The organism is Halomonas sp. PAMB 3232, from assembly GCF_031954225.1.
Taxonomy (GTDB): Bacteria; Pseudomonadota; Gammaproteobacteria; order Pseudomonadales; family Halomonadaceae; genus Vreelandella.
Window position 1 is genome coordinate 3,136,272 of record NZ_CP134865.1, and the last position, 22,394, is coordinate 3,158,665.

Annotated in this window: 21 protein-coding genes; 11 read left to right on the plus strand and 10 right to left on the minus strand. The window is 64.8% G+C overall.

What is annotated here, in order from left to right:
* Nucleotides 1-36: 36 nt before the first annotated feature.
* Genes RN346_RS14345 through RN346_RS14355 form a run of 3 tightly spaced genes read left to right on the plus strand, consistent with a single transcriptional unit; the run spans nt 37 to nt 2,216 of the window.
* A complete protein-coding gene (locus RN346_RS14345) occupies nt 37-555 on the plus strand; it encodes an acyl-CoA thioesterase (RefSeq protein ID WP_311961502.1) in 519 nt (172 codons plus the stop codon).
* Nucleotides 556-591: 36 nt separating this feature from the next.
* The gene (locus tag RN346_RS14350; protein WP_311961503.1) at nt 592-1,596 is read left to right on the plus strand and encodes an ion transporter; all 1,005 of its coding nucleotides are present in this window, start codon (nt 592-594) and stop codon (nt 1,594-1,596) included.
* 8 nt (nt 1,597-1,604) lie between these two features.
* Nucleotides 1,605-2,216, plus strand: coding sequence for a LysE family translocator (locus tag RN346_RS14355; protein ID WP_311958652.1), 612 nt, complete (start codon nt 1,605-1,607; stop codon nt 2,214-2,216).
* Here the strand turns inward: RN346_RS14355 and RN346_RS14360 are convergent.
* Both RN346_RS14360 and RN346_RS14365 read right to left on the minus strand, forming a co-directional pair.
* On the minus strand, nt 2,213-2,593 hold the full coding sequence (locus tag RN346_RS14360) for an I78 family peptidase inhibitor (RefSeq protein WP_311961504.1): 381 nt from the start codon (nt 2,591-2,593) through the stop codon (nt 2,213-2,215). The genes RN346_RS14355 and RN346_RS14360 overlap by 4 nt on opposite strands.
* Nucleotides 2,594-2,711: 118 nt before the next feature.
* Nucleotides 2,712-2,843, minus strand: a complete 132-nt coding sequence (locus RN346_RS14365; protein ID WP_263586143.1) for an entericidin A/B family lipoprotein — start codon at nt 2,841-2,843, stop codon at nt 2,712-2,714.
* 172 nt (nt 2,844-3,015) lie between these two features.
* Here RN346_RS14365 and RN346_RS14370 point away from each other — a divergent pair, with 172 nt between their 5' ends.
* A complete protein-coding gene (locus RN346_RS14370) occupies nt 3,016-3,435 on the plus strand; it encodes an HIT domain-containing protein (RefSeq protein ID WP_311961505.1) in 420 nt (139 codons plus the stop codon).
* Nucleotides 3,436-3,439: 4 nt separating this feature from the next.
* Here RN346_RS14370 and RN346_RS14375 read toward each other — a convergent pair whose 3' ends face one another.
* From RN346_RS14375 to RN346_RS14390, 4 genes are read right to left on the minus strand one after another with little or no spacing between them, the layout of a single operon-like run.
* Complete coding sequence (locus RN346_RS14375; RefSeq protein ID WP_311961506.1) at nt 3,440-4,570, minus strand: nickel/cobalt transporter; 1,131 nt, start codon at nt 4,568-4,570, stop codon at nt 3,440-3,442.
* A gap of 2 nt (nt 4,571-4,572) precedes the next feature.
* On the minus strand, nt 4,573-5,238 hold the full coding sequence (locus RN346_RS14380; protein ID WP_311961507.1) for a DUF1007 family protein: 666 nt from the start codon (nt 5,236-5,238) through the stop codon (nt 4,573-4,575).
* Nucleotides 5,235-5,663, minus strand: a complete 429-nt coding sequence (locus tag RN346_RS14385; RefSeq protein ID WP_311961508.1) for a hypothetical protein — start codon at nt 5,661-5,663, stop codon at nt 5,235-5,237. The genes RN346_RS14380 and RN346_RS14385 overlap by 4 nt, the downstream gene beginning before the upstream one ends.
* Entirely contained in the window at nt 5,660-6,226 is a 567-nt protein-coding gene (locus tag RN346_RS14390) for a hypothetical protein (protein WP_311961509.1), read from the minus strand. Before RN346_RS14390 ends, RN346_RS14385 begins: the two co-directional genes overlap by 4 nt.
* A gap of 168 nt (nt 6,227-6,394) precedes the next feature.
* Between RN346_RS14390 and RN346_RS14395 the strand changes: the two genes are divergently transcribed.
* Nucleotides 6,395-7,543, plus strand: coding sequence for a glycerate kinase (locus RN346_RS14395; protein WP_311961510.1), 1,149 nt, complete (start codon nt 6,395-6,397; stop codon nt 7,541-7,543).
* 156 nt (nt 7,544-7,699) lie between these two features.
* A complete protein-coding gene (locus tag RN346_RS14400; protein WP_263586136.1) occupies nt 7,700-8,176 on the plus strand; it encodes a Dps family protein in 477 nt (158 codons plus the stop codon).
* 101 nt (nt 8,177-8,277) lie between these two features.
* Here the strand turns inward: RN346_RS14400 and RN346_RS14405 are convergent, their stop codons facing one another.
* Both RN346_RS14405 and RN346_RS14410 read right to left on the minus strand, forming a co-directional pair.
* Nucleotides 8,278-9,744 carry an aminoacyl-histidine dipeptidase gene (locus RN346_RS14405; RefSeq protein ID WP_311961511.1) on the minus strand — a complete coding sequence of 489 codons (1,467 nt, stop codon included), beginning with the start codon at nt 9,742-9,744 and terminating at the stop codon, nt 8,278-8,280.
* 32 nt (nt 9,745-9,776) lie between these two features.
* Nucleotides 9,777-11,936: a GNAT family N-acetyltransferase gene (locus tag RN346_RS14410; RefSeq protein WP_311961512.1), complete on the minus strand. Its 2,160-nt coding sequence runs from the start codon at nt 11,934-11,936 to the stop codon at nt 9,777-9,779.
* Nucleotides 11,937-12,261: 325 nt separating this feature from the next.
* Here RN346_RS14410 and dctP point away from each other — a divergent pair, with 325 nt between their 5' ends.
* From dctP to RN346_RS14430, 4 genes are all read left to right on the plus strand, one after another.
* The gene (dctP, locus tag RN346_RS14415) at nt 12,262-13,356 is read left to right on the plus strand and encodes a TRAP transporter substrate-binding protein DctP (protein ID WP_311961513.1); all 1,095 of its coding nucleotides are present in this window, start codon (nt 12,262-12,264) and stop codon (nt 13,354-13,356) included.
* Nucleotides 13,357-13,412: 56 nt separating this feature from the next.
* Nucleotides 13,413-13,928: a TRAP transporter small permease subunit gene (locus RN346_RS14420; RefSeq protein WP_263586132.1), complete on the plus strand. Its 516-nt coding sequence runs from the start codon at nt 13,413-13,415 to the stop codon at nt 13,926-13,928.
* On the plus strand, nt 13,912-15,246 hold the full coding sequence (locus tag RN346_RS14425; protein ID WP_263586131.1) for a TRAP transporter large permease subunit: 1,335 nt from the start codon (nt 13,912-13,914) through the stop codon (nt 15,244-15,246). The genes RN346_RS14420 and RN346_RS14425 overlap by 17 nt, the downstream gene beginning before the upstream one ends.
* 226 nt (nt 15,247-15,472) lie before the next feature.
* Nucleotides 15,473-17,146 carry an iron ABC transporter permease gene (locus RN346_RS14430; RefSeq protein WP_311961514.1) on the plus strand — a complete coding sequence of 558 codons (1,674 nt, stop codon included), beginning with the start codon at nt 15,473-15,475 and terminating at the stop codon, nt 17,144-17,146.
* Here the strand turns inward: RN346_RS14430 and RN346_RS14435 are convergent.
* Entirely contained in the window at nt 17,112-18,218 is a 1,107-nt protein-coding gene (locus RN346_RS14435; RefSeq protein WP_311961515.1) for an ABC transporter ATP-binding protein, read from the minus strand. The genes RN346_RS14430 and RN346_RS14435 overlap by 35 nt on opposite strands.
* Nucleotides 18,219-18,436: 218 nt before the next feature.
* On the opposite strand from RN346_RS14435, the gene RN346_RS14440 reads away from it, so the two are divergent.
* Complete coding sequence (locus tag RN346_RS14440; protein WP_311961516.1) at nt 18,437-19,477, plus strand: Fe(3+) ABC transporter substrate-binding protein; 1,041 nt, start codon at nt 18,437-18,439, stop codon at nt 19,475-19,477.
* Between the two features lie 64 nt (nt 19,478-19,541).
* Here RN346_RS14440 and polA read toward each other — a convergent pair whose 3' ends face one another.
* Nucleotides 19,542-22,307: a DNA polymerase I gene (polA, locus tag RN346_RS14445; RefSeq protein ID WP_311961517.1), complete on the minus strand. Its 2,766-nt coding sequence runs from the start codon at nt 22,305-22,307 to the stop codon at nt 19,542-19,544.
* Nucleotides 22,308-22,394 lie beyond the last annotated feature (87 nt).

A 22,394-nucleotide genomic window follows, 5' to 3' on the forward strand; every position in this document is an offset into this window, starting at 1 on the left:
AGGGCGGGCGCCCTTTCAGGCTTTCAAGAGCAGCTTATGACGGACACTTTTAGCGCTGACAGCGCCCTGCCGGGCCAGCGCGAACTCTCCATGACGGTATTGATGACGCCGGACATGGCCAACTTCAGTGGCAAGGTGCACGGCGGCGCGATTCTCAAAAAGCTCGACGAGGTGGCCTACGCCTGCGCCAGCCGCTACTCCGGCCACTACGTGGTCACCCTTTCCGTGGACCAGGTACTGTTCAAACAGCCGATCATGGTCGGCGAGCTGGTAACGTTTCTGGCCAGCGTCAACCACGTGGGCCGCTCCTCGATGGAGATCGGCATCAAGGTGGTGGCCGAAGACATCCGCGAAAAGCTGATTCGCCATACCAACAGCTGCTATCTGACCATGGTCGCGGTCGACCGGGAGGGCCAGCCCGCCCAGGTGGCGCCGCTGTCACTGAATACGCCGCTTCAGAAGCTGCGCTTTGAAAAAGCGGCGCTACGCAAGAAGCATCGAAAGCAGGCCGAGCAGGAAGAGAAGCGCGCCCAGCAGCACCTCAGAGACGACTAGCCCGCCGCCGCTTCGCCCACACCGAAAGGAGTCACCATGCTGGCCAGAGAGCGCCACCCCAAACTACCCCGCGCCGTGGAGTACGCGCACATCGGCTGGGACTTTTTCATTCTGGCCGCGGTGATCGCGAACCTGGCGCTGTTGCTGTTCGATTCGCTGTTTCTGCTCGGCTGGTTCGAGCAGCTGGTACAGCGCGCCTCGCCAGGCTTTCACGGCTTCTACGACGCCAAAATTCACAGCCGATTTTTCGCCATCGACCTGGTGTTCGTCACGATTTTCGTCATCGACGTGCTGCTGGGGTGGACGGCAGCGATCATCGAGCGCCGCTATCACCGCTGGTTCTTCTACCCGTTCATCCACTGGTACGACGTACTGGGCTGCATTCCGCTGGCGGGCTTTCGCTGGCTGCGCGCGCTCAGAGTGCTGTCGCTGGTCCACCGGCTCCACCGGTTAGGGCTGATCGACGTGCGCAACTGGTCGAGCTTTCGCTTTGTCATGAAGTATTACGACATCCTGCTCGAGGAGCTCTCTGATCGTATCGCGCTACGTTTGATGGGCAACGTGCAGCAGCAGATTCTGGCCGCCGACTCGCTGACCGAGCGCCTCGTCGACCGGGTGATCATGCCGCGCAAGAGCGAGCTGATCAAGGAGATCTCCCAGCGGCTGGAGTCCACCGTGGGCAAGGCGTACCAGCAAAATCGCCAGGAGATCATGACCTCCATCGACGCTTTGATCACGCGCACGCTGCTTGAGACCCCGGAGATCCAGCGGCTCAATCGCCTGCCCATGGGCGAAACCGCTTCCAGCGCCATGCAGGCCTCCCTGAGCGGCGTCGCCCAGCGGCTGGTGGACGAGTTGGCGCTGGGTATCCACTCACCGGAGTTTCGCCAAATGATCGAGCGCACCGCGGACAGCGGCTTCGACAGCTGGCTGACCGTGGACGACACCAGCGCTCACGTCACCGAGCAGGTGCTCTACGACATTCTGGAAATGCTCAAGGAGCAGGTGCGCCGGCAGCGCTGGAGAGACCGCTATGAATAGGTCACGTCATGGGCAGTGAGTGGCTGTTACTACTGGGGCCGGTGGCGCTTTTCATGATGTCGATGACGCTGACGCCGGGGCCGAACAACCTGATGCTGACCGCCTCCGGGGCGAACTTCGGCGTGCGCCGAACGCTGCCCCACATGGGCGGCATCGTCGGCGGCTGCTTCTGTCTTTATCTCGCCATTGCGCTGGGCCTTGGCACGCTGTTCGAGCGTTTCCCGGTGTTGCAATGGAGCCTGCGCTGGGCGGGCAGCGCTTATCTGCTCTATCTCGCCTACAGGATCGCCACGGCGCCACCGCCGAACCTGAGCGATACTCGCGCCAGGGGCAAGCCGCTGACCTTCGGCCAAGCGGCGCTTTTCCAGCTCGCCAATCCCAAGGCCTGGGTGCTGGGGCTTGCGCTGATCGCCGGGTTTCTGCCGGAAAACGGCCCGATGCTGCTCAACGCGGTGCTGCTGGTGGGGATGGCCGAACTCACCGCCCTGCCGTGTTTGCTGGTGTGGGCGGTGTTTGGCGTGGCGATCGGGCGCTTCATCAAGACCGCGGCGGCCTGGCGGGCGTTCAACGTGACGATGGGGCTTTTGACCGCCGCCTGCGTGGTGCTGATTCTGCGTTAGCCGCAGCGCAGCGCGGTGATGCGCCCGGCCTCGTCGAGCTCGATGTTGAGCCGGTCTTCGCGGTAGTCCATGGTCGCCACGCTATTGGGTGGCAACACGCGCACATCGCGCGCGCCGCTCTGGCTCATGAGCTCGCGCGAGCGCGCCTCGGTCAGCGGCTCGCCAACGGCCTCGAGCGAAGCGATATTGCAGGCGCCCTGCGAGGTAGCGCGCGGCGCGGTGTCGGCGACCCGGGGCGGCGGCGGGGCACTGACGTCCGGGCTGCTCGGCGCCTGGGCGACGCCGGTCTGAGCCGCACAGGCGCTCAGGAGCACACCGAGGGTCAGCGCGCCGGTGGTCGTGAGGCAGGTTCTAAGAAAGCGATCAAGATTGGGCATGTCACGTTTCCTTGTGAATGCGCGATGAAAAAGCCGCCAACGTGTAAAAGCGACGGCCCCAAACGAAAGAAGCAGGCGGAAAAACCTCCCGCCTGCTTCCTGGAGCACCCGACCGAGCTTACTCGGCGGCGTCCTGCACGGCCTGGCCGCCCGCCTGCACGTCCTTGCCTGCGCCGGAAATGGTGTTGCAACCGGCCAACGCTGAAGCGCTGATCAGCATAATGAAGCTTACGGCGAGTAGTTTTTTCATCATGTTCTCCTTAACATTCACGGGGTCGGAAAGCCTTCGCGTGTCACTATCACGCAGGCGTATAGTCAGCGTAACAGCGTTTTAACGATTCTGCCCGTTTAACGCCGCCACGTGCATCGATTTTTATGACAGCGCCCTTGAACTGTCAACGTTTTATCCCGGAGCCCACCCCATGAGCACTTTCGAGCTGGATAGCCGCCTGGCCGCCGATACCCTGTCGCTTGCCGACCTGCCGCTTTGCCGTGCGCTGTTGATGAACGACGCGCGCTTCCCCTGGGTGATTCTGGTGCCGCGCCGGCCAGGCGTGCGCGAGATATTCGAGCTTTCAAACGACGACCAAATGCAGCTTCACCGGGAGACCACCGCGCTTGGCCAGGCGCTTCAGCTGGCCTTTCAAGGCGACAAGCTCAACGTGGCAGCACTGGGCAACGTCGTCAGCCAGCTTCATGTGCATCTGGTGGTGCGCTTTACGCGCGATGACGCCTGGCCGGCGCCGGTATGGGGCAAGGGCGAGGCGGTGCCCTATAGCCCGACGCTTCAACGCGAGCGCCGCGAGCGGATTCTGGCCCACATGGATAAGCTCGACGTTTAGCGAATCAGGCGCCGGGGCCAAAGGGGGCGCTGCTCGAGCGCGCCGGCGGCTCGCTGAACAGTGGCGAGCTCGCCGGCTGATCGAAGCCCGCGACCGACAGCGACACGCCCAACGCCACGATCACAACACCTCCGGCCAGCGCCGCCCAGGCAGCGATCTTTTCGACCGCGCGGCTTTGCGATTGACGCGCCAGCCGCCGGGTCGCCCAGCCCCGAGCGAACACGCTGGCCAGCGCCAGCGCCGATACCGTAATACCGGTGCCCAGCGACATCGCGACCACTGCGCTGACGCCAACCCAAAACTGGCCTAAAAGCCCCGCCGCCCCGAGTAACAGCACCGCCCCGGAACAGGGGCGCAGGCCAATCGCGCCAACGGTCATCAGCGCGGTGCGCCAATCAAGCGCCTGGTCCGGTTCGACATGGTGCGCGCCGCCGCAGCAGTGGGCGCCGTGTTCATGATGGTCGCCGTGCTCGTGGTGATGATGCGGATGGAAATGGCCGTGGCTGGGCGCCGAGAGCAGCCCCGGGCCTTGCGACACCGGCGTCAACACCGCCGGCGCCCTGGAGCGATAGGCATGGCGCAGCTTTCGCGCCGCGCGCACGCAGAGCCAGACGCCCAACAGCGCGACCAGCAAAAAACTGCCCTGCTCGACCCACACCACCTGCCCCATCGCCTGGCGGGTCAAAAAGCCCAGCCCGAACACCAGCACGCCAACCATGACGATAGCGGTCACCCCTTGCAGGAGCGAAGCGGCAAACGAGAGCCCCAGCGCACGGCGGGTCGCGCCGCCGTGGGAGGCGAGATAGGTCGCCAGCACCGCCTTGCCGTGACCCGGGCCCGCGGCGTGGAATACGCCGTAGCCAAAGCTTACGCCCAAAAGCGTTAGCCACGCCGAGTTCGACGGCGTGCGCGCAAGCTCGGTGATCGAGAGCGTCAGCGCCCGATGAAGCTCGCGCTGCCAGGCGAGAATCTGCAGGCTCGCACCCTGGAACCAGAGCGTGGCCGCCCAGATGGCAAGCCCAATCAGGCCGATCACCAACGCAAGCGTGAGCCCGGTTTTAAAGCGCGCGCTCGAGGGCGACGCGTTGGAAGTTCGATGCTTATTGGTAAACGTGTTTCGGGCGGTAGGGAGCATGATCAGGATTCACTGCAGTCGATATGGCCGGTTTCGGCAAAGTAGCGACCGAGCTCCGGCTCACCCTGATCGCCCTTGTCCAGCAGCGCGGCCTGCAGCACAAGCTCCGGGTCCGGGTTGGCCTGGGTGACGCCGAGCGCGCAGGACGTCTCATCGCCAGCAAGCGTCAGCGCGCTTTCGGCTGGGGCGCCATCCTGCTCCTCGTGGACCACTTCGATGTAGTAGGTCGGGTCATAGATCTGGTACTCGAGCCGCGCACCGTCGAGGGCCACGGGTTCGGCCAGCGGCAGCGAGAACATGTACACCAGGCGGCTATCACGTTCATAGGTGGTGTACTCGCTCACCTCGCCCAGCGCCAGCGGCTCGCCGTCGAGCCAGGCTCGTGTGAAGTAGTGCTGCGCCGAGAGGTTGTCGCGAATGTCCTGGCCGAGCTGGTCGAGTCCCTCCTCGAAGGTGGCGTCCGCCACGTTTCGCAGCTCGTCGAACACGATCAGGCTGTAGAACGGGTCCATCCGCCAGATCTGGTCGAAGGCGGTGACGCGGCCCTGCTCATCGGTCACGACCGTCACACTGAGATCGATCCAGCCGTGGGGGTGGGCCTGCGCGCCGCTGGCCAACAAAAGTGAGCCGGCCGCAAGCAAGGCGCGTGTTAACGCAGAACGGTTCAAGGTGCCTCTCCCAGCCGCTGCTGCAGCTCGACGAGCCAGGGGTCGAGCAGGTACGGCGCCAGCGGCGTGGCGCCGCGCAGCGCCGAGACGCTCACCTGACTCGATGCGGCCTGGCTCGATGCGGTCTGATCCGAAGTGCCCTGCCCGGCAGCGCCTCGGGGCGCACCAGAAGGCTCGACGCGCAGCAGCAGGCGATACTCCGGCCAGCGGGCAAGCGAGGCCTCGGCGCGGCCAAGCGCCAGGTCCGCGTGGCGAATCACGTAGCCCTGAGCCACCATCAAATCCACCGCCTCGCGAAAGGTGCGCTCTGGCGTGGCGTTGAAGCGAAGCTCGCGCGGGTTTGCCGGCTGGGGGGTGGCGCAGCCGGCGAGTAGCGCGGTAGCGAGCACCAGCGCCGCAGCCTTGATGCTGGATGAACGCCTCATAAGCGGCTCCCGGTGTCGAAGGCGGGCAGCGCCGACTGAAAGCGCCGGCAGAAATCGTCGTCGCTGGCACTGCGCGACTCGCGCAGGTCGCGCAGGTGATCGAAGCGGCGGATATCGCGGGAGACGCGCACGTGATCGTTATGCACCAGTACGCTCACCCGCTCGCTCTCCACCGGGCGCTGGCCAATGCCGCCGCCAAAGCCAAGCCCCAGCCCTATCGATGAGCGATGGCCAAGGCCCAGGCCCAGGCCGCCAAACACGCGCACGCCGGAGCCGTAGTCGCCGTCATAGGGGTCGTAATAGCCGATCAGCTCGCGCTCCCTGCTCGCACTGATCAAGCCAAGCGCGGTATCGGTGTTGTCGAGCTCGAACTCCCACTGCTCGAGCAGCGCCACGCTCTGGCGCAAAACCTCCTCACCCGCCACGCCCTGGGTTGGAAAGTAGCATGAAGGCGCCGGGGCAGGCTCGGCGCGGGGCAGCCGGTCCGGCGTCGTCTGACAGCCCGCCAGCGCCAGCAGCAACACCAGCATCATTGGTCGTGACTTAATCTGTCGTGGCTTCATGGGTGCTCCCTCGGCGTTCGCGCCGGTTTTTATCAAAGGCCCGCCAAGCCTGGTGCGCACCGCCGCGCCGCGCTAAGCTCACTGCCAGAGCGATGGTTCCAAACCCCATTTCCAAGTAATCATTTCCAGACAATAAATTCACTATAAGGTTTTATGGAGATCGCGTTAATGAACGTCGTGCTTTGCCCGGATAGCTTCAAGGATGCCCTCGGCGCCGACGCCGCCGCTCACGCCATGGCCGAAGGCGTCAAGCGGGCGTGTCCGACGGCGGCCGTGCACCCCTGCCCGCTGGCCGACGGCGGCGAGGGAAGTCTCGAGGCGCTGATCAGCGCCACCGGCGCCGAGCGGCGCGAGTGCACGGTTCAGGACGCCCTCGGCCGGGCCCGGCTGGCACGCTGGGGCTGGCTTGCCCGCGAGCGTACCGCATTTATCGAGCTGGCAGAAGCGAGCGGCCTGCAGCACCTGTCGCGTGCCGAGCGCAGCGCCCTGCACACCAGCACCTTCGGCGTCGGCGAGCTGTTTCGGGCCGCACTCGACGCCGGCGCCGAGAAGGCGCTGCTGCTGCTCGGCGGTAGCGCCACCAACGACGCCGGCGCCGGCATGCTCCAGGCCCTCGGCGCCACGCTTAAAGACCGCGAAGACAACGCGCTGGCCCCGGGTGGGGCGGCGCTTTTCGAGCTCGAAACGCTGGATCTTTCCGGGCTCGACCCGCGCCTGGCGGGGCTTACCGTGGAAGCGGCGGTGGACGTGGACAACCCGCTATTGGGTGAGCGCGGCGCCAGCGCCGTGTTCGGCCCGCAAAAAGGCGCCACCCCGGACGATGTCGCCGCGCTCGACGCAGCCCTTGCGCGCTTTGCCGACGTCAGTGCCCAGGCACTGGGTGACGATCTTCGCGAGCTCGCCGGCGCCGGGGCGGCCGGTGGCATGGGCTTTGCCGCGGCGAGTTTTCTCGGCGCGACGCTCAAGCCCGGCATCGAGATCATCATGCGCCAGGCGAATCTGCCCGCGCTGATCGAGCAGGCAGACCTGGTCATCACCGGCGAAGGCCGCCTGGACGGCCAGAGTCTGGCTGGCAAAACGCCGATCGGCGTGGCGCGGGCGGCGAAGCGCTTGGGCAAACCGGTGGTGGTGCTGGCGGGAAGTCTGGGCGACGGCTGGCAGGCGTGTTTTGATGAAGGCGTCACCGCCGCCTTCGCCCTGGCCGACGGCCCGATGAGCCTCGAGGAGGCGCTACCGCGCACCGCCGAGCTGTTGAGCGCGCGCTGTGAAGGCGTGGTGCGGCTCTTCCAAAACCGCCCTACCGCAAGCGGCGGTTGAAAACCCGCGCGTTCGCCTGCACATCCAAGGCATAGGCGCGCGATACCGCTACGCTATGAAGGCGATACGCAAAACTCGTTTTATCGCGTATCGAGCGTGCGCTAACCTTTTTGAACGAATCGACACCCGTTTAACGGCTTACATGGAGACGTAGTGATGTCCGAGTTCAACAGCATTGGTCTACACGAAGACAGCGCCAGCCAGCTCGCCGAGAAGCTGAACCACCTGCTGGCCAACTACCAGATCTTTTACATGAACGTGCGCGGCTATCACTGGAACGTGAAAGGCAACGACTTCTTCCAGCTGCACGAGAAGTTCGAGGAGTTCTACACCGACCTTTTGACCAAGGTCGACGAGGTCGCCGAGCGCATCCTGACCCTGGGCCACAAGCCGGTGCATGCCTATAGCGACTACGCCAAGCTCTCGCGCATTCAGGAAGACAAGGACGTGTTCGACGGCCAGACCTGCGTAAAAGGCGTGCTCGACGGCTACCAGACGCTGATCGCGCTGCAGCGCGAAGTGCTGGCGCTGGCCTCCGACGCCGACGACGAAGGCACCGCCTCTCAGGCCGGCGACTACATCCGTGAGCAGGAAAAGACCGTGTGGATGCTCAACGCCTATCTGAGCAAATAACACCGCTCGACAAGTACACACGTCGCCGCTTTTTCGGCGGCTGGAACGAAAAACGGCGCCCTGGGGCGCCGTTTTGCTTCGTACTTTTACATCGTACGCGTCTAGCGTTTTTCTGCCAGCGCCTCGATCAGCGCGCGCAGCATCGTCCAGAACTCCGTCACGGAGGCAAGCTCGACCCGCTCGTCCGGCGAGTGGGCGCCACGAATCAGCGGGCCGAAGGAGATCATGTCAAGGTCGGGATACTTGGCGCCGAGAATGCCGCACTCGAGCCCGGCGTGGATCACCTTCACCGCGGGCTCAGAACCCAGCACCGCCTGATGGCGCGCCTTGAAGATCGCAAGCAAAGCGCTTTGCGGATTCGGCGCCCAGCCCGGGTAGCCGTTTTCCACCTTGACCCGCGCGCCCATCAAACCGAACAGCGCGCTGAACCGGTCGGCCAGCGCCTCGGCGGCGCTGTCGTGCAGCGAGCGCACCAAAGCGCACAGGTGCAGCCGGCCCTGCTCGAGGTTCAAAACGCCCAGGTTGTTCGAGGTTTCGACCACGCCCTCGACGTCGGCGCTCATGCGCTCGACGCCACAGGGGGCGGCGTAAAGCGCCGAGATCAGCATGGTGCTGGCATCGTGAGTCAAGGGCTCCGCCTCGACCACGGCCTCGACACGGCGCGCCTTGAGCGACACGTTCGGGTCACCGCTGCCAAGCTCCGCTTTCAGCACCTCTTCGAGCCTTGCGATCTTGTCGAACGCGGTGTCGAGCTCATCGATGGGCAGCGCCAGCGTCGCAAAGGCCTCGCGAGGGATGGCGTTTCGCAGCGTGCCGCCCTTGTAGTCGATCAGGCGGGCGTCGAGCATATCGAGGGCCCGCAGCGCCCGCACCAGAAGGCGGTTGGCGTTGCCCAGCGGCTTGTGGATATCGATCCCCGAGTGGCCGCCCTTGAGCCCGGTCAGCGCAAGTTCGATCACCGTCTCACGCTCGGCCAGCGCCTTGCCCGGCAGGCGCGCATCGACCATGACGTCGGCGCCGCCCGCGCAGCCAATGTAGGCCTCACCGCGCTCTTCGCTGTCCAGGTTGAGCAGAAGCGACCCGTCCAGCCAGTTCTCGGAAAGATTCAGCGCCCCGCCCATGGAGGTCTCCTCCTCCAGGGTAAAGAGCGCCTCCAGCGGGCCATGGGTGAGAGTGTCATCCTCGAGCACGGCCAGAATCGCCGCCACGCCGAGGCCGTTGTCCGCGCCCAGAGTCGTGCCGTCGGCGTGCAGCCAGCCGCTGTCGACGTAGGTGCGGATCGGGTCGTTATCGAAATCGTGGGGGGTATCGGCATTGGCCTGGGCGACCATGTCCAGATGGCCCTGAAGGATCACGCCGGGGGCGCTTTCACACCCGGGGCTTGCCGGTTTTTTGATGCGCAGGTTGCCGAAGTCGTCGCGGTCGTGGGCCAGGCCAAGCGCCTCGGCCCAGGTTTCGAGCGTCGCGACCAGCGCGGCTTCCCGGCCGGAGGGCCTGGGCGTGTTACACAGCGTACGAAAGTGGCGCCATACCAGCGTGGGTTCCAGCGCGTCCAGGTGTGCGTTCATGTGAGCTCTTTTTGATCCGTAACCGCCCTACTCTACCGCTGCGGCTCGCCCGGCGAAAGAGTGGCCTCACACAGCGCCCGCACCGCCTGGCGCAGCCGCTGGTTCGCCTCGCGCGGCGCGCGCGCGGGCGCGCGGTTCTGAAACGCCCAGGCGGTCAGCGTTTCGAGACTCGCACGAAGCGCCTCATCAGCGCAGCCGGCGCGCTCGATGTCCGCGCTCGCCCAGCGCGCCAGCGCCTGGAGCGAGGCCCTGGCGAGCGCCGGGTCGCGGTGCGCGTAGGCGACGTCCTGCGCGTCCTGCTGCTCGCGCGCGTTGAGCGCCGGCGCGGCGTCGCTCAAAAGCTGCGGGACGACGTTGGCGGGCAGCGCGGTCAGCTCAAACGCCAGAAGGCTCGAAAGACTCGCCTCGAAGCCCGCTCTGAGTGACGCCAGCACCGCCTCGCCCTGAGCGTTCAGCGCGCGGGCGACCATCACCGCGTACTCGCCGGTAGACGTTTCCTGAGTGACGCCCAGGCGCACCGGCAAAAATCCAAGCGCCCGCCAGAAGCGCAGAAGCGAGGCTTCAGCGCCGAAGGTAGCGCCGTAAAGCGCAACGCCCTGCGCCCGGGCGTCGCGCATATCCGCCTCGATCAGCGCGCACCCGAGCCCCTCGCGGCGACGCTCCGGGTGGGTGGCCACCCGCGCCACGCGGCGCCAGCGAGCTTCGAGCGCGGCGCGGCTGCCGGTGTGGGCGGCCAGCGACTGGGCCAGCAGATGCCCGCGCGGGCGACGCTCGCCTCGGGCCACGTCATCGGCAAGCGTCGCGTCGAAGCCGCCCTCCTCGAACGTGACCAGCACGGCCTGGGGCGCCTCTTCGCCGATCACGCGAAACCCGACGCCGGGGCCGTCCATCAGCTGGCGAAGATCGGACGGCGCGGTGCGGTAGTGCGACTGCACCAAAAGCCCGAAGAGCTTCTCCAGCAGCGCCGGCGCGGCGGCCAGCGCCGCCGGCGAAAGCGCGCGCGCAACCAGCGCGGCCGCGGGCTCGGCGGCGGGCAGCGGCGCGTCGAGCAGCAGCAGCCGCTTGACGATCGTCTCCAGCGGATCGAACGCGGCCCAGCGCACCGGCGTTTGCAATTTGGCGGCGCGCCAGAGCGGCGTGCGCCGGTCGAGCACGTCGCGAAAGCGAAGCGCAAAGCCGCGCCCGGAGCCTTCGTAGCCGTGCACGGTGGTGGCAAACGCCACGCGGGGAAAGGCGTCGAGCCAGCGCGCGAGCAGCGCAGCGGGAAGCGCCGCCGCCTCGTCGACCAGAAGATACGCGCCGTCGCCGCCTTCACCGCCCGCCTGCACCTGCGCGTCGAGCGCGGCGGGCGCCAGGTAGCGAAGTGCCTGGCCGCTTGGCAGCGCAAAGTGATCCGGCGTTTGCCACGCGCCCTGCGGGCAGAGCGCCTCCAGCCGCTCCGTCAGGCTCTGGATCGCCTCGCGCGACGGCGCGGTGACGACGATCTCGCTCACGCCGCTGTGCAAAAGCCGCGCGCAGGCGATGCCGAGCGCCGCGCTTTTGCCCCGTCCGCGGTCGGCGGTGATCACCAGCGGCCGGCGGCGCTTCAAACGAACGAGCTGGTCGACCACCTGCGCCTGGTCACCGGTGCGACACGCCGTGTCCGGGCAGACAAGACCGGGCGCACCGCTCGCGCCGAGCCGGGCAAGCGTGAGTCCGGCGCCGGGCTGCCAGCGCACGATGTCGCGGGAGGTTTTTAATATCCCGGCCAGACGCGCGAGATAACGCGCGGTGAGCGACGCCCAGGCGTGGGGATAGTCGCTCAGGCGGACGTAGTCCGGGTCCGGCGCGCGGCCCCATTTGGTGGGCGTGATCAGCACGCAGAGCCCGCCGGCGCTCAGCGTCCCCGCCAGCACGCCCAGAATGTCCGGGTCCAGCCCTTGGCTTCCGCTTACGTCAAGGATAACCAGCTGATGCTCGCCCCCCAGCCGGCGATGCGCCTTTTTGTTCGAAAGTGCTTCGACTGGCGCCTCCTTAGGGTCCGCGACCCAGAGCGGCGCTCGCCAGGCGCGGGCGTGCCAAAGCGCCAGCGCCGCCCGTCGGCACGCGGCGGGCTCGCCTTCGAGCCATACCAGCTGGCGCCAGCGGCGCCGCTCCAGGCGATACGAGTGGGCTACCAGCGCGCCAACGTGGCGCTCGAGCGCCCCGCTCACAGCGGCTCTCTGCAAAGCGAGCCCAGTGACCGCTCGCCCACGTACATCAAGCGATCTTTCAACGATTCTGAGGTTGGCGACATCGGCTCACTTTTCAACAGGTCGGATCAACTCGCGACCACCCACTATTTAATAATCAAAAACGCGGCGTTAACCAACTTCCATGGCGCGGGCGATCTACCACCATCGGCTATGGCGCGCGGGCCTGGCGAGTATGCTAGCTTATCGCTGTGGCGCACCCAAATTTACGTATACGTAAACCTGCGCTCGCTTTCCTGACCGTTTGCCAATATCAACAACACCACACGCTAACAGGGAACACATCATGAAACTTGCCTCGCGTTTTACCCTCACGGCCCTCGCCACGGGCGTGCTGTTCGCCTCCACTGCCCAGGCTCAAGAGCAGTGGACCATGACGTCCACCTGGCCGGATAACCTGGATCTGATTCAGATCGACCGTCACTGGGTGGAGCTGGTCAATCAGTTGGCCGGCGAGGAACTTCAGATCAACTTTCGCGCCGGCGGTACCCTGATGCCGGGCACCGAAGTGTTCGACGCCACCGAAACCGGCAGCATCGAGGCCGCCGGCGACTGGCCCGGCTACTGGGCGGGGCTCAACCCGGCGTTCTCGCCGCTTGCGACCACCACGAGCCTGTTCAACGGCGTGGACTACCTGAACTGGATTCAGCAGTGGGGCGGACGCGAGATGTATGAGGAGATCTACGGCCAGTTCAACATGATGTACCTGCCCTACGGCATCACCAACAACGAGTCCGGCTTCATGGGCCGTACGCCGATCGCGAGCATCGCCGATCTCGAAGGCAAGCGCCTGCGCCTTTCCGGGCGTGACCAGGGCCGCGTGCTCGAGCAGCTGGGCGGCTCTCAGGTGACGCTGGCCGGCGGCGAGGTGTATCAGGCCATCGAGCGTGGCGTGATCGACGCCGGCGAATTCTCCACCCCCGGCGTCGACTACAAGGCCGGTTTCGCGGAAGTGGCCGACAACTGGGCAACGCCCGGCTGGCACCAGTCCGCCAGCGTGTTTGGCGTGATGATCAACATGGACGCCTGGAACGCGCTGGATGAGAATACTCAGCAGAAGCTGCGCATCGCCGCCGACGCCACCATGGCCTGGTCGCTGGCCTGGTCCGAGCGCGAATCCAATGAAGCCACCCGCAAGTTCGTCGAGGATGGCGTGACCATCAACCAGTTCTCCGACGAGGATCTGGCGCAGATCCAGCAGGTGACCAACGACGTGATCGTTCAGGGCGCCTGCGAGAACCCGGACCACGCCAAGGTCTACCAGTCGATGGTCAGCTACCTGCAGGATTACGCCACCTGGCGCGACGTCTCCTACCCCTTCAACATGAGCCGCACCATGGACAACCTGCCGTCACTGGAAGAGATCGAAGCCTGCCTGTAAGGCGCGTTTACCGCCCCGGCCAGGCCGGGGCTTTCAGCTGACTGCGGAGGGCTTCCATGAATGCCATTGCCAAGGCGATCGACGCCTTCAACGAGCTGTTCGGGCGCCTGATCGCGCCACTGATCGCCGTGATGACCCTGATCGTGCTTTACGATATTGCCTCGCGCTTTTTTCTCGGGCGGCCCAGCGACTGGGCCTTCGATGTCACCAAGATGCTGTTTGGCGCCCACTTCATGCTGATGGCTGCTTACGGGCTCAAGCATCACGCCCACGTCGAAGTCGACGTGCTCAAGCGCCTTTTGTCACACAAGCGCCAAGCGGTGCTGACCCTGCTGGGCTATCTGATCTTCTTCGTGCCCTTCATCTGGATGATGCTGAAATACGGCTGGCTGTTTTTCGAGCGCGCTTTCAGCCGGGGCGAAACGACTTACGGCATGGTGGCGCTGCCGGTCTACCCCATCAAGGGCGTGATCGTGCTCGCCGCCGCGCTGATTCTACTGCAGGCGATCGCGATCGTACTGCGCGCCGTTATCGCCCTGCGTGAGGAACGCTCCCATGAACTTGAGTCCTGAGCTATTGGCGCTGGTGATGTTCGGTGGCCTGCTGGTCGGGCTGTTCATGGGTCATCCGCTCGCCTTCGTGCTCGGCGGGGTGGCGGTGATCGGCGCCTTCGTCGGCCCCGGCGAGCGAGTGCTGGGCACGCTGATCAACAACATTTTCGGCAACGCCATGGACAACTACGTGCTGGTGGCGATCCCGCTGTTCGTGCTCATGGCGAGGTTTTTGAACGACTCCGGCGTCACCGAGCGCATGTTCGACGCCATGCGCCTGCTGCTGGCCAATCTGCGCGGCGGGCTTGCGCTGACCGTGGTCATCGTTTCAGTGCTGTTGGCCGCGACCACCGGCATCGTCGGCGCCTCGATTGCGGTGATGGGCATGATCGCGCTGGTGCCGATGCTCAAGTATGGCTACAACAAGGAGCTCAGCGCTGGGGTCATCATGGCCAGCGGCTGCCTGGGGATTCTGATTCCGCCGAGCATCATGCTGATCTTGATGGCGAGCTACTCGCCGGTGTCGGTCGGTGCGCTGTTCGCCGGCGCCATGGTGCCCGGCGTCATGCTGGGCGTGATGTACGCGCTTTACGTGCTGATCATCTGCCACTTCAAGCCCTCCTATGGGCCGCCGGTGCCAAAGGAAGAGCGCGCGGAGGTGAGTACCGGCGAGCTCTTGAAAATGCTCGGCAAGTACGTGGTGCCGCCGATGGCGCTGATTCTCGGCGTTCTGGGGGCGCTGTTCACCGGTATCGCCACCGCCACCGAGGCCTCGGCGATCGGCGTGCTGATCGCGTTCATCCTGTTTTTGATCTTCGGCGATCGCAAGGTCTCCACCTGCTACCGCACGCTGATCGACGCGGGCAAGACCACCACCATGGTCATGCTGGTGCTGGTGGGCGCGACCGCCTTTACCGGCGTGTTCTCGCGAGGCGGCGGCATGCAGGTGATTCAGGATCTGCTGCTGGCCATGCCCGGCGGCACCACCGGCGCGCTGATCATGATGTTTTTGCTGGTGTTCGTGCTGGGGATGTTTCTCGACTGGACGGGCATCGTGCTGCTCAGTTTTCCCATCATGCTGCCGATCATCGAGCAGATGGGGATCGATCCGCTCTGGTTCGTGGTGATGGTCGCCGTGGTGCTGCAAACCTCGTTTCTCACCCCGCCGTTTGGTTACGCGCTTTTCTATCTCAAGGGCGTTGCCCCGCCCGGAGTGGAGATCGTCGACTTGTACAAGGCGGTGATCCCCTTCTGCGCGCTGATTCTGATCGCCTGCGTGCTGATGGCGTTCTTCCCGGTGCTGGTCACGGGCCTGCCGGGGCTGATGGTCGGCTATTGAGCCCTTGCCGCCGCCTTCGGGCGGCGGCGTCTTGTTCGATCTGCCCACGCTTCCCTCATCACACCGTCCTCCTTTCCTGGCTGCGCCGCTTCTCGCGCGGTGATACTATTCTCGGCCGCACTCTTTTCTCGTTTCAAGCTTTCTCGTTTCAAGCTTTTTCGTTTCAAGCTTTTTCGTTTCAAGCTTTTTCGTTTCAAGGACTGACGCGCCGCCCTGGAGGCCTTTCATGTCGACGCTCCCCCACTGCTCGCCCCGGGCCGCCTGCCGACTCGCTGGCGCCTTGTCGCCCTGGTCTTTGGCCCTTTTTGGCGTAGCCCTGGCAGTGGCGCTGCCGATCTTGATCGTGCTGGCCCACGTGCTGGTGCCGACCGACGGCATCTGGGGGCACCTGGCGAGCACCGTGCTTCCGCGCTATCTGATCAATACGCTGTGGCTGACGCTGGGAGTCGGGCTCGGGACGCTGATCATCGGCACCGGCTGCGCGTGGCTGGTGGTGATGTGCCGCTTTCCGGGTAAGCGCCTCTTCGAGTGGGCGCTGTTGCTGCCGCTGGCGGTGCCGACCTACGTGATCGCCTACGCCTATACGGATTTCTTTCAGGTGGCGGGTCCGTTTCAAAGCGCGCTGCGCGCCTGGTTCGACTGGCAGTATGGCGATTACTATTTCCCCAACATTCGCTCGCTGGGTGGGGCGGCGACGCTGATCACCTTCGTGCTCTATCCGTATGTTTACCTCTTGGCCCGCGCCTCGTTTCTGGAGCAGTCGGCGGGCATGCTGGATGTAGGCCGCACGTTGGGGCGCGGGCCCTGGCGGCTCTTTTTCAGCGTGGCGCTGCCGCTTTCACGTCCGGCGCTGGTGGGCGGGGTGTCGCTGGCATTGATGGAAACGCTCAATGAGTTCGGCGCGGTGCAGTTCTTCGGTGTGGATACCTTCACGACCGGCATCTACCGCACCTGGTTTGGGCTCGGCGAGCCGGTAGCCGCCGCGCAGCTGGCGGCGTGCCTTTTGAGCTTCGTGATCGTGCTGGTACTGCTGGAGCAGGTGTCGCGCGGCAAGCGGCGCTATTTTCACGCCGCAGGCCAGCGCCAGCCGCTGCCGGAGTATCGGCTGGCCGGGGGGAAAGCGGCGGCGGCCACGCTTGCGTGTGTGTTGCCGGTCGTCGTCGGTTTTCTGCTGCCTGGCGGCATTCTGCTCCACTTGGCGCTCACCCAGGGCGATGCGCTGTTGGGCACCCGCTTTCTTCGCTTCGCCTTCAACAGCCTGAGCCTGGCGGCCGTCGCGGCGCTGATCGCGGTGGGGCTGGCGGTCGTGTTGAGCTACAGCGTGCGGCTAAACGACACCGCGCCGGCCCGGCTCTTTACCCGCGTGGCGGCGATGGGCTATGCCATTCCCGGCTCGGTGGTAGCGGTGGGCATCTTGATTCCCTTCGCCTGGCTCGATAGCACGCTCAATGCCTGGCTGCACGCCCGCTATGGGGTGATCGTGGGGCTGGTGTTCAGCGGCTCGGCGTTCATTTTGATCTACGCCTACGTGGTGCGCTTTCTCGCGGTGTCGTTCAACGCCGTGGAGGCGAGCCTTGGCAAGGTGACGCCGAGCATGGACGCCGCCTCGCGCACGCTGGGCCACACCGCAGGCGCCACGTTAAGACGAGTACACACGCCGCTGATGCGCTCGAGCCTTCTGGCGGCGGGCATTCTGGTGTTCGTCGACGTGATGAAGGAGCTGCCGGCGACGATGATCCTGCGCCCGTTCAACTTCGACACCCTGGCGGTGCGCGCCCACAGCCTGGCCTCGGACGAGCGCCTGGCCGAGGCCTCGACCGCCTCGCTCGCTATCGTGCTGGCGGGCATCGTGCCGGTGATACTGCTCAGCGTGGCGATGCGCCGCGGCGCGGGAAAATGAACACCTGGGAGTGATCCAGGTCGATCTCCACCGGCTGGCCGGGCGCGGGCAGGTAGACGCCGGGCACGCGGGCGTGCAGGTGGGCTTCCTCACCGTTCTGGGCGTGGGCGCAAAGATGCACGAGGCTCGCCCGGCCCAGAAGCTTGGCCATGATCACGTGGCTTTCGCGGTGCTCGCCAATGGGCAGATTGAGCGCTTTTAGCCGCAGCGCCTCAGGGCGAATCATCACCTGCACCGCGGTGTCGTCCTCGAGCCACTCTGCTTTCAAGGTACCGATCGACGTCTCTATCTGGCCGTTTTTCACCACGCCTTCGAGCTCGTTGACCTCGCCAAAGAAGGTGACCACGAAGGGGTCTACCGGCAGGCAGTAGAGCTCATAAGGCGTGCCGGTCTGAACGATCTGGCCGTCGCGCATCAGCGCGATACGATCCGCCATGAACATCGCCTCTTCCGGGTCGTGAGTGACCAAGAGCGTGGCGGTGCCAAGATGCTTGAGCACGTGGAGCGTATCGTCGCGGATTTGATCGCGAAGCCTGGCATCCAGGCTCGAAAACGGCTCGTCGAGCAGCATCAAATTGGGTCTCGGCGCCAGCGCCCGGGCCAGTGCCACCCGCTGCTGCTGGCCGCCGGAGAGCATGTGCGGGTAGCGGCTGGCGTGATCCGCCATGCCCAGCTGTTCGAGCAGCGACTGCGCCCGCGGCGCTCTTTCGCGCCGGGGCAGGTGGTTGAGCCCGAAGGTGACGTTATCGAGCACGCTCAGGTGGGGAAACAGCGCCGACTCCTGAAACGCCAGCCCCACGCTTCGCTTCTCCGGCGGCCGGTGCGTTCGGCCGGGCCCGGCGATCTCTTCACCGTCGAGACACACCCGCCCCGTTTGCACCGCTTCAAGGCCCGCGGCGATGCGCAACAGCGTGGTTTTGCCGCAGCCGGAAGGCCCCAGCAAACACATGACTTCTCCCGGGTTGATCACCAGATCGACGCCCTTGACGACGCGATGATCACCGAAGGCGTGCTCGATGCCCTGAAGCGCGAGCGCCGGCGAATCGAAGGTGGGGGCAGTAGACGAGGTCATGGGCACTCTCGGAAAGGGGCAAGCCGCAGGGTTAAAAGCGCCATTGTATTTTCAATCCGCCGCGCTTTCATCCGTTAACATCAACGGATGCGTCTCGTTTTCATTTGACTTGACCCGCACGCGGGGAACCGTTTCAATACCGGCGAATGAAAACCATTATCAAATAATAAGCCCTCTAACCATTTGCCTTACGGAGAACAATCATGAAGAAGACAGGTATGAAAAATACAGTCATGAAGAGAACGCTGACCCTGGCGCCCCTGGCCGCCGCCGTGATCGGCGCGGGCGCCGCGGCCAGCGCCCAGGCAGATGAGGTCAACATCTACTCGGCCCGCCACTACGACTCCGATGAGGTGCTTTACAAGGCCTTTACCGATGAAACCGGTATCGAAGTGAACGTGTTGGAAGGCGACTCCGACCAGCTGATGGAGCGCATGCAGCGTGAAGGCATCGCCAGCCCCGCCGACGTGATGCTGACCGTGGATGCGGGCCGGCTGTGGCGCGCAGAAGAAGACGGCCTGTTCCAGAGCGTGGATTCCGAGGTCTTGAACGAGCGCCTGCCCGAGGCGATGCGCCACCCGGAAGGCCTGTGGTTCGGCTTCAGCCAGCGCGCGCGGGTGATCTTCTACAACCCGGAAACCGTTGACCCGAGCGACATCGCCACCTACGAGGCGCTGGCCGAGCCCGACCTCGAAGGCCGCGTGTGCATTCGCTCGTCGAACAACATCTACAACCAGTCGCTGCTCGCCTCTCTCATCGAGCATCATGGCGCAGAAGAGGCCGAAGCCTGGGCTCAGGGCGTGGTGAACAACATGGCCCGCGACCCGGAAGGCGGCGACACCGACCAGATTCTCGGCGTGGCCAGCGGCGAGTGCGACGTGGCAGTGGCGAATCACTACTACTACGCGCGCCTTCTGAACTCCGACGACGATTCAGAGCGCGAAGCCGCCGAGCGGGTAGAGATTCTGTTCCCCAATCAGGACGACCGGGGCACCCACGTCAACGTCGGCGGCGCGGGCCTTGTGGCCAACGCCCAGAACCCGGAAAACGGCATTCGGTTCCTGGAGTTCCTGGCCTCCGATGAGGCTCAGGAGATTCTGGCCGACCGCAACTACGAGTTCCCGGTGGTCGAGGGCGTGGCCAAGGACCCGCTGCTCGACTCCTGGGGCGAGTTCAAGCGCGACGACATCAACATGAGCCTGTTGGGCGAGAACAACCCGGAAGCGGTGCGTATTTTCGACCGCGTGGGCTGGCGCTAGGCTTTCGCCAGAACCAGAACGGCCCGCCATTCGGCGGGCCGTTTCGTTGTGGGCACCGCTCGCGCTAGTGCGCCTCGTCCCAGTTATCGCCGGTCTCTGCCTCGACGATCAGCGGCACTTTAAGCGCCGCCGCGCCCTGCATGCGTTGTTGCACTTGTTCGATGAACGTCTCGACCTGGTCCTCCTTGACCTCGAACACCAGTTCGTCGTGCACCTGCATGACCATCAGCGCGTCGAATTGGCTATCCAAAAGCCAGGCGTCGACGTCGATCATCGCCTGCTTGATGATGTCGGCGGCGGTACCCTGCATCGGCGCGTTGATCGCGGTGCGCTCGGCGCCCTGGCGGCGGGCGCGGTTTTGCGAGTGGATCTCCGGCAGGTACAGCCGCCGACCCAGCACGGTTTCGACGAACCCGTCTTCCGCGGCCTGGCGTCGGATACGCTCCATGTAGCGCGCCACGCCCGGGTAGCGATCAAAATAGCGGTCGATGTAGGTCTGGGCCTGGCCGCGCTCGATGTGCAGCTGTTTACCCAGCCCCCAGGCGCTCATGCCGTAGATCAGGCCGAAGTTGATCGCCTTGGCGCTGCGGCGCTGATCGACCGTGACTTTATCAAGCGAGGTGCCAAAGACTTCCGCGGCGGTGGCGGTGTGGATGTCGCGGTTCTCGGCAAACGCTTCCAGCAGGCCCTTGTCCTCGGAAAGATGCGCCATGATGCGCAGCTCGATCTGCGAGTAGTCGGCGGCGACGATCTTGTAGCCAGGCCGGGCAACGAACGCCTGGCGGATCTTGCGTCCCTCTTCCGTTCGGATGGGGATGTTCTGCAGGTTCGGGTCACTGGAGGAGAGCCGCCCGGTGGCGGTGACCGCCTGATGGTAGCTGGTGTGGACCCGCTTGCTGGCCTTGTTGATCAGCCGGGGCAGCTTGTCGGTGTAGGTCGATTTGAGCTTCGAGAGCCCGCGATGCTGCATGATCACCTTGGGCAGCGGGTAGTCGAGCGCCAGCTCTTCCAGCACCGCTTCGGCGGTCGAGGGCGCGCCCTTGGGCGTTTTCTTGAGCACCGGAATCTTCTGCTCCTCGAACAGAATCTCGCCGAGCTGCTTGGGCGAGCCGAGGTTGAACTCGCGCCCGGCAAGCTCGAACGCCTCGCCTTCGAGCTCGCGGATACGTTTATCGAGCTGCTGACTCTGCTGGTGCAGACGCTCGTCGTCGATCGCCACGCCGTTGCGCTCGATACGCGAGATCACCTTGATCAGCGGCAGCTCCAGCTTATCCAGCACCTCGGACAAGCGCCCTTCGGCTTCGACCAGGGGGCGCAGGGTGTCGTGCAGGCGTAGGGTAATGTCGACGTCCTCACAGGCGTAGGGCGCGGCCTCCTCGAGCGCGATCTGGTTGAAGGTGAGCTGCTTGGCCCCCTTGCCGGCGATCTCTTCAAACGAAATCGTTTTTTCGCCCAGGTACTTGAGCGCTAACGAATCCATGTCGTGACGGGTGGCGGTGGAGTTGAGCACATAGGACGCCAGCATGGTGTCGGCAAGCTTACCGGCCACAGAAATGTCGTAGTTGGCGAGCACCGAGATGTCGTACTTGAGGTTCTGGCCGATCTTGACGGCGTCAGTGCCTTCGAGAATCGGCTTGAGCGCGGCGAGCACCTCGTCGCGGTCGAGCTGGGTGGGCGCGTCGAGGTAGTCGTGGGCGAGCGGTATGTAGGCCGCCTCGCCCGCTTCCAGGCATAGCCCCACGCCGACGATCTCCGCCTCCATGTAGTTGAGGCTGGTGGTTTCCAGATCGAAACAGAAGCGCTTGGCGCTCTTCAGTCGCTTTAGCCACTTATCGAAAACCGTCTGTTCAGTGATGACGTGGTCCTCGCGCGCCGCGCTCGGCGTGGGCTCACTTTCGTCAGCGTTTGCAGCGACGGGCTCGCCGCCTTTCACGTCGTCGACGCCTTCGTCGCGGCCTTCGAGCAGCTCGGCAAGCCACTGTTTGAACTCCAGCGCCTTATAGAGCTCGGTGAGCTTTTCGCGGTCCGGATGGGCGATCTCGAGATCATCGAGGCCCACCGGCAGTTCGCAGTCGGTCTTGATGGTGGCGAGCTGGTAGGACAGGTACGCCTGCTCGCGGTGCTCCTCGAGCTTTTTCGGCAGCGTCTTGGCACCGCGAAAGCTCAGCGTTTTCACTCTCTCCAAATCGCCGTAGATGATATCGAGGCCGCCTTCCATGCCCTGCAGAAGGCCGATCGCGGTCTTCTCGCCCACGCCGGGCACGCCGGGAATGTTGTCGACCTTGTCGCCCATCAGCGCCAGATAATCGATGATCAAGCTGGGCGGCAGGCCGAATTTCGCCTCGACCCCGGCGACATCGAGGGTTTCATCCTTCATGGTGTTGACCAGCGTAATGTGGCCGTTGACCAGCTGCGCCATGTCCTTATCGCCGGTGGAGATCACCGCGTCGCGCCCGGCTTTGGTCGCGTGAAAGGCGAGCGTGCCGATCACATCATCCGCCTCGACGCCTTCGATGCATAGAAGCGGAAGACCAAGTGCGCGCACGCAGTCGTGCAGCGGCTGGACCTGGCTTCTCAGGTCATCCGGCATCGGCGGGCGGTGGGCCTTGTACTCGCGGTACATCTCGTCGCGAAAGGTCTTGCCCGGGGCATCGAAGACCACCGCCATGGGGCTTTTCGGATAGTCCTTGATCAGGCGCTTCAACATGTTGATGACGCCCTTCACGGCGCCGGTGGGCTGGCCATTGGAGGCGTTGAGCGGGGGCAGCGCGTGAAAGGCGCGGTAGAGATACGACGAGCCGTCGACGAGCACGATTGGAGCGCGGGCCATAACCGGGTTCCCTATTGATGAGTAGCGGTCGCAAAATGCGGATGGCCTTATGATACGCGCTCCCTGGCGCTATTGCAGAGACAGCGA

Excerpts from the sequence above, each read along its gene's own strand:
- RN346_RS14345 (WP_311961502.1), top strand. The coding sequence starts at position 37 with ATGACGGACACTTTTAGCGCTGACAGCGCCCTGCCGGGCCAGCGCGAA.
- RN346_RS14350 (WP_311961503.1), top strand. The coding sequence starts at position 592 with ATGCTGGCCAGAGAGCGCCACCCCAAACTACCCCGCGCCGTGGAGTAC.
- RN346_RS14355 (WP_311958652.1), top strand. The coding sequence starts at position 1,605 with ATGGGCAGTGAGTGGCTGTTACTACTGGGGCCGGTGGCGCTTTTCATG.
- RN346_RS14360 (WP_311961504.1), bottom strand. The coding sequence starts at position 2,593 with ATGCCCAATCTTGATCGCTTTCTTAGAACCTGCCTCACGACCACCGGC.
- RN346_RS14365 (WP_263586143.1), bottom strand. The coding sequence starts at position 2,843 with ATGAAAAAACTACTCGCCGTAAGCTTCATTATGCTGATCAGCGCTTCA.
- RN346_RS14370 (WP_311961505.1), top strand. The coding sequence starts at position 3,016 with ATGAGCACTTTCGAGCTGGATAGCCGCCTGGCCGCCGATACCCTGTCG.
- RN346_RS14375 (WP_311961506.1), bottom strand. The coding sequence starts at position 4,570 with ATGCTCCCTACCGCCCGAAACACGTTTACCAATAAGCATCGAACTTCC.
- RN346_RS14385 (WP_311961508.1), bottom strand. The coding sequence starts at position 5,663 with ATGAGGCGTTCATCCAGCATCAAGGCTGCGGCGCTGGTGCTCGCTACC.
- RN346_RS14390 (WP_311961509.1), bottom strand. The coding sequence starts at position 6,226 with ATGAAGCCACGACAGATTAAGTCACGACCAATGATGCTGGTGTTGCTG.
- RN346_RS14395 (WP_311961510.1), top strand. The coding sequence starts at position 6,395 with ATGAACGTCGTGCTTTGCCCGGATAGCTTCAAGGATGCCCTCGGCGCC.
- RN346_RS14400 (WP_263586136.1), top strand. The coding sequence starts at position 7,700 with ATGTCCGAGTTCAACAGCATTGGTCTACACGAAGACAGCGCCAGCCAG.
- RN346_RS14405 (WP_311961511.1), bottom strand. The coding sequence starts at position 9,744 with ATGAACGCACACCTGGACGCGCTGGAACCCACGCTGGTATGGCGCCAC.
- dctP (WP_311961513.1), top strand. The coding sequence starts at position 12,262 with ATGAAACTTGCCTCGCGTTTTACCCTCACGGCCCTCGCCACGGGCGTG.
- RN346_RS14420 (WP_263586132.1), top strand. The coding sequence starts at position 13,413 with ATGAATGCCATTGCCAAGGCGATCGACGCCTTCAACGAGCTGTTCGGG.
- RN346_RS14425 (WP_263586131.1), top strand. The coding sequence starts at position 13,912 with ATGAACTTGAGTCCTGAGCTATTGGCGCTGGTGATGTTCGGTGGCCTG.
- RN346_RS14430 (WP_311961514.1), top strand. The coding sequence starts at position 15,473 with ATGTCGACGCTCCCCCACTGCTCGCCCCGGGCCGCCTGCCGACTCGCT.
- RN346_RS14435 (WP_311961515.1), bottom strand. The coding sequence starts at position 18,218 with ATGACCTCGTCTACTGCCCCCACCTTCGATTCGCCGGCGCTCGCGCTT.
- RN346_RS14440 (WP_311961516.1), top strand. The coding sequence starts at position 18,437 with ATGAAAAATACAGTCATGAAGAGAACGCTGACCCTGGCGCCCCTGGCC.
- polA (WP_311961517.1), bottom strand. The coding sequence starts at position 22,307 with ATGGCCCGCGCTCCAATCGTGCTCGTCGACGGCTCGTCGTATCTCTAC.